Genomic DNA, 14,331 nt, shown 5'->3' with positions numbered 1-14,331 from the left:
GGACAACGGAGGTCCGCCCGCGATGAGTGTAGCTGTGAAGCAAGCCCTGCTTGCGACCAAGGATCTCGGCAAGAACGAGCGCGCCGTGGCCATCGCCATCGCCGCTCACACCAACCACGAGGGCAACGCCTGGCCCTCCGTCGCCACCCTCGCTGAGTACGCCGGCTGCTCTGAGCGGACCGTGCAGCGGGCGCTCGCCAAGCTGGTGCAGCTCGGCCGCCTGGTCGTCGCCAAGGTCGCCGGTATCGCCACTCGCGTCTACCGGCTGGTGACCGGCCAGGGGGTGACGAACAACGGCCTGGGGGTGACGAACCAGCCGGCGGAGGTGACGAATCAGCCCGCCGGGGGTGACAGCCAGGGTGACACCCGAAGTGCTGAAGACCAAGGGAAGTTGAAGACGGGCGCAAGCGCCCGCGACTGGCGTCGGTTCCTTCCCAAGAACAAGGGCAACAACCCCAGCGCCAACGGCTACCCGTACCCGGAGCGCAAGGGCGCTGCCCTTCCGATGACCGCCGGTGGCGACCGCTGCACCAAGCCGGGGCACGTCGGCCAGCCCGCCGGCCGATGCATCCCCTGCCGCTCTGAGGCGCTGGCGGGTGCCCGATGAACGGCACCGCCGCCTACGCGCTCGGCCTGATCCTCATCGGCGGACCGGTCTCGATGCTCGCCCCGTTCGCCATCGCTCGCCGGCTGGTCGAGCGGCACGCCGAGCGGCCGGTCGCTCCTCTCCCTGACGTTCCCTCCACCCTCGCCGCAGGAGAAGCAGTGCAGATCATCCAGGCGCGCACGGGTGCCCCGTGCGTCGTGCTCCCCCGCCGTCGTGTCATCGTCCTCGACCCCGCTCTCACCCGCGAGGCTGCCGCCCGGCTGATCCGGGCTGCGCTGCCGCAGGCCAGCACCGACGAGATCGCGCAGTGGGTGGGAGGGATCGCCCGATGAGCACCGCTACCGTCACCAGCGCCTACCCGCGTGCCGTCGCCGACCTACTCCCTGCCGTTCGGGACCTGGCCGACAGACTCGGCGAGATCCCCTCGCGCAACCAGATCATGCGCGAGTTCAGGGTGGGTGCGCCCAAGGCTCAGGCCGTGCGCCTGGCCCTGGTCGCCGAGCCCATCACCCCGCCCGACGAGACCGGGGCCGAGCCTGCCTCGGACCCGTGGCAGTACGCCGAGCCTGCCCCGGTCCCGCCGGCCCTGCCGGTCGACACCACCCCGGTTCCGCTAATCCTTCCGGCCGAGAAGGTCACCGAGCCGTCGCCGCTGGTCGAGCACGACGGACACCCGCAGGTCAGCACCGAGGCCACCCCAGGCAAGAGCAAGGTTCGCCGGCTCGCCGCGTGGCCGGTGGTGCTGATCGCGCTGCCCGCGTTCGTCGCTATCTGGTCCGGGTGGGTCGGGCTCGGCGGACTCACCGGGTTCGGGGTAGTCCACCCCCTGCCCGGAATCGCTGACGGGTTCAGCCTCAACACCGCCATCACGCTGCCGATCGGCGTTGAGGTCTACGCCGCCTACGCCCTGCGAGCCTGGCTGTCGGGCCTGGTTCCGCCCCGGGCTCGCCGGTTCGCCAAGTGGTCCGCCATCGGGTCTCTCATGGTTGGCGCCCTCGGTCAGGTGGCCTATCACCTCCTGGTCGCCGCCGGCATCACGTCGGCTCCGTGGTGGATCACCACCCTGGTTGCCTGCCTGCCGGTCGCCGTGCTCGGTATGGCCGCTGCCCTTGCCCACCTGTCCCATGAGGAGGGCTGACCGGTGACCGAGCTTGAGCGGGCTATCCGCCGACTGCGGCGCAAGCACACGGTGCCCCGGGTGGTCTACCGGTACCTGTCCGGCCGTCCTCTCGACGGCCGGCAGGGCTACCCCTACCGCCACCGGGGTCCGGGCCGGCTGGCCGGCTGGCAGCGTCAGGCATTCCGCCTCGGTGTGCCGGCTGCCGCCGGCCTGGCCGTGGCCTTCCCCAATCCCTCGCTCACTGCGGCCAGCAGCGCCGCCGTGGCTGCCGTCTGGCGCGGCCGGCAACGGCTGGTGCGGCGCCGGTTCCACCGGGAGTACATCGCCCCGACCCTGGCTGCTCTCGCTCCGGCGATGGGTCTACAGACCGGCGTGCGCCTGCATGTTGATCCCTCGTTGGGCAACCTCACGCCCCGGCTGGCCAAGCCGCTGAGCCCTGCCGAGAAGGCAGTACGAGCCTGGTACGGCGAGCACGTAGAGCCGATCATCCGGTGGCTTCCTGAGCGTGCTCAGCGGGCGGCATGGGCGGTGCAGCGCAAGGCAGAGCCGGTCACGTCCCGGCTGGCCGCGTTCCGCCGGCCGGTCGACGGCGAGCAGGGTCCGCGCATCGAGCTGGTCGCCGACACCCCGTACCTGACCAAGGAGCAACGGCACCTCGTCTCCTCCATCATCGGCAGCAAGATCCCGGTCTCTGACCTGGTCGAGTCCTGGCACCAGGTCGGTCCGCGGGTAACGGCGACGTGGACCGTGCGTAAGCGCCCGCCGGCTCGGGTTGGCGTCGACCAAGTCGCCGAGCACCTGCCCCGTCTGGCCGAGTGGGAGTTCTACATCGGGCAGGGCGCCGGCGACCGGCCGGTGACCCTGTCCCTGCGCGACGACTCCCCGCACATCGCGGTCAGCGCCGGCACGGGTGCCGGCAAGAGCGTACTCGCCGAGCTGGTCGCCGTGCAGGTTCTCGCCCGAGGCGGCCGGGTGGTCATCCTCGACCGCAAGGGCTCGCACCGCTGGGCCCTCGGCCTGGCCGGGGTCGACTACTGCACCAAGCCGGCGCAGGTGCATGACGCGCTCGTGCGCCTGGCCACGCTCGCCGACGAGCGCAACACCCTGGCCATGCACGAGGCCGAAGACTGGGACCCCGGTCCCCGCGTCCTGGTCATCGCCGAGGAGCTGAACGCCACCATCGGGCAGCTCGTCAACTTCTGGGTCGAAGCGCGCGGCAAGGGCGACCCGAAGCGGTCGCCGGCTGTCTCGGCTCTGGCAGACCTGCTCTTCATGGGCCGCAGCGCCAAGGTCAACGTACTGGCCATCGCGCAGATGCTCACCGCTCGCGCGATCGGAGGGCCCGAGGCGCGGGAGAACTTCGGCATCCGCTGCCTCGCCCGGTACACGGCGAACAACTGGAAGATGTTGGTTCCCGAGGCGGCCATGCCTCGCGCCTCGCGCACGCTCGGCCGGTGGCAGGTGGTCATCGGTGGGCAGGCGACTGAAACGCAGGTTGCCTACCTGACCGCTGCCGAGGCTCGCACGCTGGCATGTCCCCGGTCCCCGGAGACATCCCATGTCAACGGCCTATCAAGCCCTGCCGGGGACTTCATGACCCTGCGCGAGGCGGTCGAGACTGGCGTGGTGCCGTGGAAGCTCGACGCCGCGAAGAAGCGGCTACAGCGGCGAGTCGGCCAGGTGCCCGAAGCCAGGGGCAAGACTGGGAACGCGGACCTGTACGCGAGAGCAGACCTTGCCCGTTGGGCACAGGGCAGGACCGAGGACCCGATCACTTCCGCGTAGAAGCCGCACAGCCGAGCGGCTCCCCTCATCACGAGCGGAGCCGCCGGCTTGGCTACTGACCAGCTACTGCTTGGTGCGGGTCCGCCTCAGCAGCACCCACGCTCCACCGAGTCGCGTCGGGGGCATCCGGCGCCCCCGGACGACGGTGGCCTGGTACTCACCCCTCAGGGCCTGCCAGATGCCGGAGTAGCGGGCGTACTCACCCGGCTGCTGCGTCAGCCGGACCGACGACCGGACCTCCATCCGTCCCGCCGGCCTGCGCCTGCTGCCGCGCCATCTCTTACCCATGCCGTGCTCCTTTCGTCATCGCACAACGGAGCACCGCCGACACCCACCAGGGGACTAGTCGTCCCGAAGCTAAGGTTGGTAAGGTTGAGATCTACCGCGAATAGACCCAACGACCCGACGGTGCCACCCGGCTCCGCCGGGTTGTTGTGTTCCTAAAGGCTTCTTGCCTCCGGCAGTAGTCAACCACATTCCATTCAGGACCGCAACGATGCACCCCAAGGGGTAGTAGCATGCGGTCAAAATGACCACAACATGTTGTGGTTGAGGTGATCTTGAAGGGGGCTGGGAAGCCGACAGGGCAGAGTGCCAAGTGAGGGCCCGCCCGACCGGCTGCTAGAAGCGCCGCAGTCATGACATGGCTTCACATCACTGTACTGGCTCCCACCGACACAACCGGCCCGCCACGCCCGAGCGCGCGGGCCGCCCGCCGCACACGCTGGACCTAACGCCAGTCAGGCCGAAGTCGGCCATGCTCTCCACGATGGACCGCGCAACTCGCAGTCGGCCAGACACGTCCTTGCGGCCCGATAAGTGTGGAGTGCACCGAGTGCGAGAAGTTCTTGATCAGCGGTGAGTGTCACCCCTCTCGCCTAGCGTGGTCGCTCGACGCGAGATGGTCGGGAGAGAAGCATGAGCAACAGCCGCTACTACGGCTCGGGCACAGAGAAGGCTCTCTACATGCTGAGCCGTGGAACTTGCTACGCGCCGAAGTGCAAGACGCGCGTCCTTCGGATGACCGAGAGCGGAGCGCCAAGGGTCAACGTGCAGATCGCACACATCTGTGCCCTGGCCGAGGGCGAGGCGCGCTACGACTCCAAGATGAGCATCTCGCAACGGAACAGCTTCAAGAACCTCATCCTGCTATGCGCACCACATCACACCGAAGTCGACGACCTCAAGCTATGGGAAGAGCTATACCCAGCGTCCTTGCTGCACGAGTGGAAGAAGAAGCGGGAAGGGGACCTAGCCGCCACACTCGTGAAGCTGCCACCGCTCGACGATGAGCTACTTCAAGAGCGAATGGAACTCGCCGTCAACAAGACGAAAGAAGAGATAATCGATGCGATCGATCAGCTAAGGGACGTGAGCAACGAGACTCTGCAGTTGATCAAGTCCATGGTGAGTGCATCCTTCCACGAGCCCTACATGAGCGAAGAAGCCATCGCACGACTGGAGTTCTGTGCACGCGTCTTTTCCGATCTTGAAGACCAGACTTGGATGCTGCACGAGTCGGCGCAGGGCCTTCGCACGCTGGAGGACTTCGGTTCGATGTTGTATGAGTCAGCAAGCGGACTCCGGAACGCCCGGGAGTACGCGCCCATGCTTTATGAGGCCTCGCGAGGCCTCATAAACCTTCCGGATTACGTGGCACCGCTGCGAGAGGCGGCCGGGAGGTTCGAGCTGGTCAGCCTCAACGCGGAGAAGCTGTCGAACGCTGCGGATCGAATCGCCGGTGCCGGCCTCGACAACCTGGACAGCAAGATCTACGAGCTTGACAACGTCGCGGATCGCCTGCATCGGGCCATCGCTTCCGCGCAAGGGATGGGCGAGACCGCACGATCGATCGAACAGGCATCCGACAACTTCGCCCGGACCGCGGGTAGCGGTAATGGAGGGGGCGACTGGAGTTGGCGTGCCTTCAGGTGGGGCATGTTCTGGTGCGGCTTCGCGGTAGTAGCCGCGCTAGGTGCCTGGTCCTACATTCTCATCAAGCAGGGCGCCTGATCACGGTGCGGTCGAGGGCTGGCCACTAGACCAGTCTCCCCCTCGGCAGGAGCAACGCCCACCAGCCGTCGCCTCGCGGCACCTCCGCTCGGTAGAGAAGCAAGCCACCCAAGAGGAGGCAGGGATGAGCGCCGCCAAGAGAAGTCGTCGTGAGGAGCGTGCCGCAGCAGAGGAGGCGGCCCGCGAGGCGTGGATCCAGCGCCAACTCGCCAAGGCACCTCCACCGACATGGGAGCAGTGGGCGGCCGCCAACGCCTGCCTTGGCATCAAGGTCATTCCTCGCGAGAGTGGCGGCCCATCAGGCCAGCTACCGTCGAGGGCGGTGAGGGCCCGTTCTGTCGTCCAGCCGACAGTGCCAACACCATCAGCAGCGAATCCGACAAGATCCCCCGATAGGCCGATTAACGGGGAGGGATGCGTCATGCCGAAGGTGAGCCTGAGCGAGACGGCGATCAACTTGCTGGAGGCCGCCAACCAGGGCGATCTCGACCTGGGCGACAACGCCGGTCTGCACCGCCAGGCGCTCACATATGCGGTCCTCGCTGTGGCTGAGGAGCTGCGTCAGCTCAGGGGGGCTGTAAGCGGCGTTCAAGAGGTGCTGAGGGACCAGAACGGGATCGGCGCGGGTGACCACATGAGGTGGATCAACGACTGGCTCAAGGACATCGCTGAGAAGTCCTGATCTAGGTTCAACCGGTGTCTGACCCGTTGCGTAGTCTCGAATGATTGGCAGCGGTGAGTGCGATGAGGGGCGAGGCAGCGTGGGGCAGCGGTTGTTGCTCGCGAGCGAATGGACGCTCGGCGAGCAGGTAGGAGGAGGCGGCTTCGGGAGGGTACTGGAGGCAAGCTCCGACCAGGTCCCGAACGCCGTAGCGAAGCTCGTTCCGAAGGGGCCAGGAGCTGAGCGGGAGTTGTTGTTCGTAGACCTTGCCGGGGCCCGGAACGTTGTGCCGATCATCGATCGGGGCGAGACGGAGGACAACTGGGTCCTCGTCATGCCGAGGGCCGAGAAGTCGCTGCGGGAACACATTGAAAGCGCACAGGGCCGGCTCTCGCTGGCCGAGGCTCTGACCATCCTCACGGACATCGCAACCGCCCTGAGCGACTTGCACGGCCGAGTAGTTCACCGCGACCTCAAGCCCGAGAACGTCCTCCTGCTCGACGGACACTGGTGTCTGGCCGACTTCGGCATCTCCCGATACGCCGAGTCCTCGACGGCCCCGGACACTCGGAAGTACTCGATGACACCCCCGTACGCCGCGCCTGAACAGTGGCGCGGCATAAGGGCCACGTCTGCAACAGATGTCTACGCCCTTGGCGTGATCGCCTACGAGCTGCTCTCGGGGAACTGGCCCTTCGAGGGCCCAGAAGCCCACGACTTCCGTGAGCAGCACCTGCACCAGAACCCCGAACTGCTCAGCGGCGTTCCTCTGCCGATCGCTGCCATGATCGACGAGTGTCTCTACAAGGGGATGGATGCGAGGCCGACTCCCTCCAACCTGCTTGCCCGCTTGACGCGAGCCGTCGAGGCCACGCCGTCGGCTGGGTTGGCGCAGTTGCAGCAGGCGAACCTTGCTGAGGTGAACCGGATCCGGGAGGAGGAACGGGCAGCATCCGAAGCCCGCTCGGAGGAGGAGCGGAGAGAAGAGCTGGCGCAGTCAGCAAGCCGAGCCTTGACCAGGATGATGGACTACCTGAAGGACGCCATCCTGGCGAACGCTCCTGCAGCAACCTTCGCTCAGAGGCAGCCCGCGGCCGGACCCCAAGCACGGAGGTCCCGCGATGGTTGGACCATCAGCCTCAACGGGGCGAAGCTGGTCTTCGATGGCCCGCTTCAGGAACAACGGCACCCCTGGGGGCAGTCGAGAACTCCCATCGACGTTGTTGCTTCGGCTGGCCTGAGCCTCGTGGCACCTTCGAACTATCAGGGCTACGAAGGGAGAAGTCACTCCCTCTGGTACTGCGATGCGCAGACGGCGGGTGAGTACCACTGGTACGAGACGGCCTTCATGGATCAGCCGATGATGCGAGCAGGCGACCGTCCGCGCGATCCGTACGCGCTCAGCCCTGGATCCGACGCGGCGGAAGCCATCGGTCCCGGGCTCATGCGAGTGCAGGTGGCGTGGCCGTTCACTCCTCTATCGATCGATGCGATGGATGAGTTCGTCGACAGGTGGGCAGGCTGGCTTGCGCTGGCCTCCCAGGGCAAGCTGCAGCGGCCCATGATGATGCCCGAGAAGCAGCCGCAGGGGAGCTGGCGAGTTCGGTGAGGGTGACCCTGTTGGGGATCAACTTCGGGGCGAGCAGGCCGTGGGGTGCGGTCTCCCTCAAGGAGTACCGTGGTGGGCCGGTGGGCCGGCGACGGCCAGCACGGCGGCGGTGAGGTCGCCGCCCCGTGGCGCGCCGAGCCGGCCCTCCGCGCTGAGCCGCTGCCCGGGCAGCAGGCTCCGCCAGCTCGGGTCGGTGGCGAGCACCAGCACCCGGACCGGGGCGCTGATCCACCGGCCGTCCGGGCCGGACAGGCCGACCAGTTCCAGCGGCACGAGCAGGGTGGCCGGTCGGCCGGGGGCGCCCCGCACCGGACGGGGATCGTCCCGTACGACCAGCTCGGCGGTGACGCTCGCCCGCTGCTCGGCGAGGGCGCGCAGCGGAGCCGCGTCGCGTACGGCCAGCCGCGCGGCGGTGGTCGTGCCGCCGCAGACGACGCCGAGCCCCACCGCGACGGCGATCCAGCCGTCCCGCCGGACGACGGCCCGTGGCCGCCCGAGCAGACCGAGCAGGTGCAGCGCGCCGGCGACGGCGAGCACGGCCGCCGCCCCCGCGATCAGCAACGTGGTCGCGGCGTCGAGGTGCAGCCCGGCCAGGGCGGTGAGCCACGCCGCCACCGCCAGCCCGGCCAGCCGCAGATCCGGCCCGTACGCCGCCGGAGGCGTGCCGGCGTCGACCTGCTCCGGCCCGTCGGGTCGCAGGTTCACACCGTCACCAGGTCCTTGAGCTGTTCGTAGCGGGCGTCGCCGATCCCCTCGACCTGCCGGAGGTCGCCGACCGACCGGAAGCCGCCCTGCTGCTCGCGATGGGCGAGAATGCGCTGGGCGAGCACCGGGCCGACCCCGGGCAGCGCGTCGAGCTGGGCGAGGGTGGCGGTGTTGAGATTGACCCGCCCGCCGGGCGCGGCACCCGCGCCCGGGACGGCGCCCGCGCCGGGGGCAGCGGCCGGCGGGGCCGCGGCGTCGGGCGGTGGGATGACCCCGACCACGATCAGCTCACTGTCGACGACCTTGCGGGCCGGATTGAGCAGGGCCACGTCCACCCCGGGCAGCGCCCCACCGGCCGCCTCCACCGCGTCGGCCAGCCGGGCGCCGGCCGGCAGCCGCACCAGCCCGGGACGGCGCACCTTGCCGGCGACCGCCACCACCAGCTCGCCCGCCGGGCTCGCGCCGGTCTCGCCGGCGCCGTCCGCCATCGGCACGGCGGCGTTCGCAACCGGTCGGACCGGTTCCGCCCGTGGGCGGGAGCGCCAGGCCCAGAAGCCGGCGCCGAGCACCGCCACCGCCGCGACGGCGGCCAGCGCCCGTACGCCGCGGCGCCCGGGATCGAACGCCCCGGGACCCGGCAGCCGGCGGGCCACGCCGGTCTCGCCCTCCGACGGGGTGTCCAACGTGGACGGCTTGGCGACACCGGTCGACGGCACCGCCGGCGGGGCGCCGGGCGGGGAAGGGTCGGACAGCGACGAGCCGACTGCCGGTGCCGGCCGCGATGACGGCGGGGCCGCCAACCGCCACAGGCGCTGCCGTACCACGGTCTCGTCATCGTGTGACACGGCGTGACGCTAGGGCGACGGGCGGGCCCGGTGGGTCGCCCGGCTCGTCACCTGTGGACGGCGGAGCCGGCTGTGCAGAACGCCCTAATCATGCTGTCATCTGCTAGGGCGGCGGTGCACCACGACGCAGGCCAGCCCCGGACCGGCGTGCGCGGCGACCACGGCGCCGGCCTCCGACACGTACGTCTCGCGCACCCGGTCGTCGAGCCGCTCGACCAGCGCGGCGAGCAGCGCCGCGGCTCGCTCCGGCGCGGCGAGGTGATGGACGCCGAGGTCGACCTCGGCGTCACCGGCGGCCTCGACGGCGAGGTCGATCAGGCGCGCCACACCCCGGCTGGCGGTACGGACCTTGTCCCTCAGCACGATCGCGCCGTCGGGCATGTGCATGATCGGCTTGACCGACAGCGCGGTCCCGAGCAGCGCCTCGGCCGCGTTGATCCGGCCGCCGCGGCGGAGGAACTCCAACGTGTCGACGTAGAAGTAGATGGTGGTCCGGGCCACGGCGTCGACCGCGGCCCGGCGTACCTCGTCGAGGTCGGCGCCGCGGGCGGCGGCCTCGGCGGCCGCGATCACCGGGAAGCCCAGGCCCAGCCCGGTGGAGCGGCTGTCCACCACCTCGACCTGGCCGCCCAGCTCGTCGGCGGCCAGTCGGGCCGCCTCGACGGTGCCGGACAGCTCCGCCGACAGGTGCACCGACACCACCCCCGTCGCACCGGCGTCGAGCAACTCGCGGTACGTCCGCGCGAACTGCTCCGGGGAGGGCCGTGAGGTGGTCGCGGAGACCCGCCGACCGCGCAGCGCCCGCACCGCGTCGGCCGGGACGACCTCCTCCCCCTCCAGCCCCTCCGCGCCGTTCAGCACGACGGTCAGCGGCACCACGGTCAGCCGGTGCGCGCGCACCAGCTCGGGTGGGAGGTAGGCGGTGGAGTCGGTAACGACCGCGACGGGCATGCCCGGCACGCTAGCCGATGCGGGCCGGCCCGACGAGGCCGCGTCAGACGGCGTCGGCGACGGCCGGTGCGACCACCAGGCCGACGTTGTGGGCCCGCAGGTGCCAGCCCCGCACGTCGTCGTGTCGCAACTCGGTCCAGTGGCAGTTCTGCAACGAGCCGACGGTGCGCAGGACGCCGGGATCCCAGCCGAGCAGGTGCCCCACGCCCTGCCGGGCGCCGCCGCCGTGGGTGGCGACCACGACGGTGCCGCCGGGCACCGTTTCGGCGGCGTCGGCGAGGGCCGCGCCCACCCGCTTGCCCAGGTCGTCCAGGGTCTCGATCTCCGCCCCCGGATCCGGGTCGCCGGCGCGCCAGCGCGCGTACTCGGCGGGGAACTGCTCGGCGACCTCGGTCAGGGTGAGCCCCTGCCAGCGCCCGAAGTGGCGCTCACGCAGGCGGGCGTCCCTGCGGACCGGCAGCCCGGTCACCGCGGCGAGCGCGGCGGCGGTCTCGGCGGCCCGGCTGAGGTCACTGGCCACGAGGGCGTCCGGGCGCAGCGCGGCGAGCAGCGGAGCTGACGCGCGGGCCTGCTCCCGGCCCAGGTCGTTCAACGGAACGTCGGTCTGCCCCTGGACCCGGTTGGCGGCGTTCCAGTCGGTGTTGCCGTGCCGCCAGATGATCAGCCGGGTCATTCCGCGGCGGAGCCGGTGCCGGACTCGGCGTCGACCAGGTCACGGTCGACGAACGGGATCGTCGGGCAGTCCTTCCACAGCCGGTCGAGGGCGTAGAACTCCCGCTCCTCCGTGTGCTGGACGTGCACCACGATGTCGACGTAGTCGAGCAGCACCCAACGGCCGCCGCGCTCCCCCTCGCGCCGCACCGGCTTGGCCTTCTCGGGCAGCTCCAGCAGGCGCTCCTCGATGGCGTCGACGATGGCGAGCACCTGACGCTCGTTCGGGGCCGCGGCGAGCAGGAACGCGTCGGTGATGGCGAGCTGGTCGCCCACGTCGATGATGACGATGTCCTGCGCCTTCTTGTCCGCGGCGGCCTGCGCCGCGGCGATCGCCAGCTCGTGTGCGCGTTCGGAAACTGTCACCGTTCTCCTTCGATCAACCGTGCGACCCTCCAAGCGTCTCACACGCGGCGGCGTCCCGACTTGTCAGTTCTGGTCGACTACCCACCGGAACGGTGCCATACCGGGCGACATCACTGCTGGTAGAGCCGACGCTTGGCGATGTACTGGACCACACCGTCGGGCACCAGGTACCAGACCGGCTCGCCCCGGGCGACCCGGTCCCGACAGTCGGTCGAGGAGATGGCCATGGCGGGCACCTGCACCAGGCTCACCGTGTCGGCGGGCAGGTGCCGGTCGGTGAGCACGAACCCTGGCCGGGTGACCCCGATGAAGTGGGCCAGCTCGAAGATCTCGTCCAGGTCCTTCCAGGAGAGGATCTTCGCGAGGGCGTCGGCACCGGTGATGAAGTAGAGCTGGACCTTGGGGCCGTACTCGGCGTGCAGGTCGCGCAACGTGTCGACGGTGTAGGTCGGGCCGCCACGGTCGATGTCCACCCGGCTGACCTGGAAGCGGGGGTTGGAGGCGGTGGCGATCACCGTCATCAGGTAGCGATCCTCGGCCGGGCTGACCGGCTCGTCCACCTTCTGCCACGGTTTACCGGTGGGGACGAAGACGACCTCGTCCAGCCCGAACCGGTCCGCCACCTCGCTGGCCGCCACGAGGTGCCCGTGGTGGATCGGGTCGAAGGTGCCACCCATGATCCCGATCCGCCGGATATCTTCCTCCACCCGGTGATCGTAGGCCGGACCCTCCGCCGGACACCTCCGGCGGTGCCGTGGTCCTCACCACGCTCCGGTGACGCCGGACAACCGCTGCCGCCTGAACTTCTCCCGAAGAGGGGTCGCGTCGGTGATGCTCGCAGCCGTATACTCGCATGCAAGTAATCGCCCGCAACGACCACAGCCGGAGGTCGGCATGCCGAAGCAACGCAAGGTCGGCAACCTGCTGGCCCTGGCCGTGCTCTCCGCCCTGACCCAGCGCCCCATGCACCCGTACGAGATCGCCACCACCCTCCGCGCCTGGGGCAAGGAGCAGGACATGGAGATCAAGTGGGGGTCGTTCTACACGGTGATCCGGAACATGGACCGGCACGGCCTGATCGAGGCCGTGGAGAGCGTGCGCGCGGGCAGGCGCCCGGAGCGCACCGTCTACCGGATCACCGAGGCGGGCCGGGCGGAGCTGGTCGACTGGGCGCGCGAGCTGGTGTCCACGCCGGAGCCGGAGCATCCGCGCTTCCGCGCCGGGCTGTCCGTGCTCGCCGTCCTGCATCCCGACGAGGCGGCGGCGCTGCTGCGGCGGCGTCTGGAGCTGCTCGACGAGGGCATCCGGGCCGCGCGGGGCGTGCTGGCGGAGCACCTGCGGCAGCTGCCGCGGCTGTTCCTGGTCGAGTCGGAGTACGACGTGGCCATCCGCGAGGCCGAGGCGGCCTGGGTCCGCGCCCTGCTGGCCGAGCTCACCGACGGCACCTACCCCGGGCTCGACCAGTGGCGGGCCTTCCACGAGACCGGCGAGCTGCCGCCGGAGCTGTCCGATCCGACCGAGAGGAGCGGCTCCACGCAGTGACGGACGGCCCCGGCGCGGTGCGCCAACACCGCACCGGGGCCCTTACCTCGGTACCGCACCTGGGAAGGTGCTCCGGCCCGAAGCGGCAACCACGAGGATAGCCGGGCTCCCTCCCAGGTCGGTGCCGCGCACGCGCACCCACGACCAGGGAGAGGACGACCATGAGCACAGTGAGGACGGCCATCGTCATCGGTGGCGGCATCGCGGGCCCGGTGACCGGGCTGGCGCTGCGCCGGGCGGGCATCGCCGCCACGGTGTACGAGGCGTACCCGAGCACCGCCGACGGCATCGGCGGCACCCTCGCGCTCGCCCCCAACGGCGTCGCCGCGCTGCGCGCCGTCGGCGCGGACCGCGCCGTGACCGCGATCGCCACCCCCATCCGCCGCACCGCGATGGCCATCGGACGCAAGCGCTTCACCCTGCCGAGCCTGGCCGACGTGCCGCCGCTGCAGGTGGTGCACCGCGCCGACCTGCACCGCGCGCTGCACGACCGGGCCGTCGCCGGCGGCGTGGTGATCGAGCACGGCCGGCGCCTGATCGACGTACGTGAGAGCGCCGACGGTGTCACCGCCCACTTCGCCGACGGCAGCACCGTCACGGCCGACGTCCTGGTCGGCGCCGACGGGATCCGCTCGACGGTCCGTACGCTGATCGACCCGGCCGCGCCGGGCCCGCGATACACCGGGCTGCTCGGCTTCGAGGCGGTGGCCCGGCACGAGGTGGACGTCGAGCCGGGCACCATGACGTTCGCCTTCGGCCGGCGCGGCTACTACCTCTACTGGCCGGAGCCCGGCGGCGGCACCCGGTGGGGGGTCAACCTGCCGCAGGAGCGGCCGATGACCCTCACCGAGGCCCGGGCCGTGCCCGCCGCCGAGTGGCTCCGGACGCTGCGCGAGGCGTACGGCGACGACGACCCCGGCCGTCAGCTCATGGCGACCAGCAGCGCCGACGAGCTGCAGGTGGTGGGCTCGCTCATGATCATGCCGCCGGTGCCGCGCTGGCACCGGGGGCGGATGGTTCTGGTCGGCGACGCGGCGCACGCCCCGTCGAACAGCTCCGGCCAGGGCGCGTCGCTGGCGATCGAGAGCGCCGTCCAGCTCGCCCGCTGCCTGCGCGACCTGCCCGACGTGGGGTCCGCGTTCGCCGCGTACGAGCGGCTGCGGCGGGACCGGGTCGAGAAGGTCGCCGCACGGGCCGCACGGATCAACCGGGCCAAGGCGCCGGGCGCCGTGGCCCGGGCGCTGATGCCGCTGCTCATGCCGCTGTTCCTGAAGACGGTGATGGACCCGGAGAAGACGATGGGCCACGAGCAGCGCTACGTCATCGACTGGGACGCTCCGGTGAACGCCACGCCCGCGATGCGCTGACCTCCACCCCCTCGCCCCGCCGATCTTGCCTTTCGGCCCCTGATTCGCG

The 14,331-nt window shown here is 70.4% G+C and carries 15 protein-coding genes and 1 pseudogene; 9 read left to right on the top strand and 7 right to left on the bottom strand.

Going from position 1 to position 14,331, the window contains the following annotated elements; translation table 11 throughout:
* The first annotated feature begins 34 nt into the window (after positions 1-34).
* The 4 genes from O7603_RS27940 to O7603_RS27925 are packed head-to-tail and all read left to right on the top strand — an operon-like array spanning position 35 to position 3,512.
* A complete protein-coding gene (locus tag O7603_RS27940) occupies positions 35-607 on the top strand; it encodes a helix-turn-helix domain-containing protein (protein WP_281572710.1) in 573 nt (190 codons plus the stop codon).
* On the top strand, positions 604-939 hold the full coding sequence (locus O7603_RS27935; protein WP_281572709.1) for a hypothetical protein: 336 nt from the start codon (positions 604-606) through the stop codon (positions 937-939). The genes O7603_RS27940 and O7603_RS27935 overlap by 4 nt, the downstream gene beginning before the upstream one ends.
* Positions 936-1,745, top strand: a complete 810-nt coding sequence (locus O7603_RS27930; protein ID WP_281572708.1) for an ABC transporter permease — start codon at positions 936-938, stop codon at positions 1,743-1,745. Before O7603_RS27935 ends, O7603_RS27930 begins: the two co-directional genes overlap by 4 nt.
* Positions 1,746-1,748: 3 nt before the next feature.
* Positions 1,749-3,512: a type IV secretory system conjugative DNA transfer family protein gene (locus O7603_RS27925; protein WP_281572707.1), complete on the top strand. Its 1,764-nt coding sequence runs from the start codon at positions 1,749-1,751 to the stop codon at positions 3,510-3,512.
* A gap of 63 nt (positions 3,513-3,575) precedes the next feature.
* Here O7603_RS27925 and O7603_RS27920 read toward each other — a convergent pair whose 3' ends face one another.
* Positions 3,576-3,800: a hypothetical protein gene (locus O7603_RS27920; protein WP_281572706.1), complete on the bottom strand. Its 225-nt coding sequence runs from the start codon at positions 3,798-3,800 to the stop codon at positions 3,576-3,578.
* Positions 3,801-4,430: 630 nt separating this feature from the next.
* Between O7603_RS27920 and O7603_RS27915 the strand changes: the two genes are divergently transcribed.
* From O7603_RS27915 to O7603_RS27905, 3 genes are all read left to right on the top strand, one after another.
* Positions 4,431-5,525 (top strand): hypothetical protein, encoded by a 1,095-nt coding sequence (locus O7603_RS27915; protein ID WP_281572705.1) that lies wholly within the window; start codon positions 4,431-4,433, stop codon positions 5,523-5,525.
* A 124-nt stretch (positions 5,526-5,649) separates the two neighbouring features.
* Positions 5,650-6,207, top strand: coding sequence for a hypothetical protein (locus O7603_RS27910; RefSeq protein ID WP_281572704.1), 558 nt, complete (start codon positions 5,650-5,652; stop codon positions 6,205-6,207).
* Between the two features lie 79 nt (positions 6,208-6,286).
* Positions 6,287-7,795, top strand: coding sequence for a serine/threonine-protein kinase (locus tag O7603_RS27905; protein ID WP_281572703.1), 1,509 nt, complete (start codon positions 6,287-6,289; stop codon positions 7,793-7,795).
* A gap of 78 nt (positions 7,796-7,873) precedes the next feature.
* On the opposite strand, the pseudogene O7603_RS27900 reads toward O7603_RS27905, so the two are convergent.
* The 6 genes and pseudogenes from O7603_RS27900 to nadD all read right to left on the bottom strand — a co-directional run.
* Positions 7,874-8,494, bottom strand: a pseudogene (locus O7603_RS27900) (competence protein ComEC); the annotation flags it as partial.
* A 2-nt stretch (positions 8,495-8,496) separates the two neighbouring features.
* On the bottom strand, positions 8,497-9,345 hold the full coding sequence (locus O7603_RS27895; RefSeq protein ID WP_281572702.1) for a helix-hairpin-helix domain-containing protein: 849 nt from the start codon (positions 9,343-9,345) through the stop codon (positions 8,497-8,499).
* 96 nt (positions 9,346-9,441) lie between these two features.
* Positions 9,442-10,296, bottom strand: coding sequence for a DegV family protein (locus O7603_RS27890; protein WP_281572701.1), 855 nt, complete (start codon positions 10,294-10,296; stop codon positions 9,442-9,444).
* A 43-nt stretch (positions 10,297-10,339) separates the two neighbouring features.
* Positions 10,340-10,969, bottom strand: a complete 630-nt coding sequence (locus O7603_RS27885; RefSeq protein ID WP_281572700.1) for a histidine phosphatase family protein — start codon at positions 10,967-10,969, stop codon at positions 10,340-10,342.
* Complete coding sequence (gene rsfS / locus O7603_RS27880; protein ID WP_281572699.1) at positions 10,966-11,373, bottom strand: ribosome silencing factor; 408 nt, start codon at positions 11,371-11,373, stop codon at positions 10,966-10,968. Before rsfS ends, O7603_RS27885 begins: the two co-directional genes overlap by 4 nt.
* A 110-nt stretch (positions 11,374-11,483) precedes the next feature.
* Positions 11,484-12,080 (bottom strand): nicotinate-nucleotide adenylyltransferase, encoded by a 597-nt coding sequence (gene nadD, locus O7603_RS27875; RefSeq protein ID WP_281572698.1) that lies wholly within the window; start codon positions 12,078-12,080, stop codon positions 11,484-11,486.
* 187 nt (positions 12,081-12,267) lie between these two features.
* Between nadD and O7603_RS27870 the strand changes: the two genes are divergently transcribed.
* Both O7603_RS27870 and O7603_RS27865 read left to right on the top strand, forming a co-directional pair.
* Positions 12,268-12,915: a PadR family transcriptional regulator gene (locus tag O7603_RS27870; protein WP_281572697.1), complete on the top strand. Its 648-nt coding sequence runs from the start codon at positions 12,268-12,270 to the stop codon at positions 12,913-12,915.
* A 161-nt stretch (positions 12,916-13,076) separates the two neighbouring features.
* Complete coding sequence (locus O7603_RS27865) at positions 13,077-14,282, top strand: NAD(P)/FAD-dependent oxidoreductase (RefSeq protein WP_281572696.1); 1,206 nt, start codon at positions 13,077-13,079, stop codon at positions 14,280-14,282.
* Positions 14,283-14,331 lie beyond the last annotated feature (49 nt).

It is taken from the genome of Micromonospora sp. WMMD812 (assembly GCF_027497215.1).
Taxonomy (GTDB): domain Bacteria; phylum Actinomycetota; class Actinomycetes; order Mycobacteriales; family Micromonosporaceae; genus Micromonospora.
Note: the sequence above shows the minus strand (reverse complement) of the source record. Positions and strands in the feature narration are given on the sequence as shown.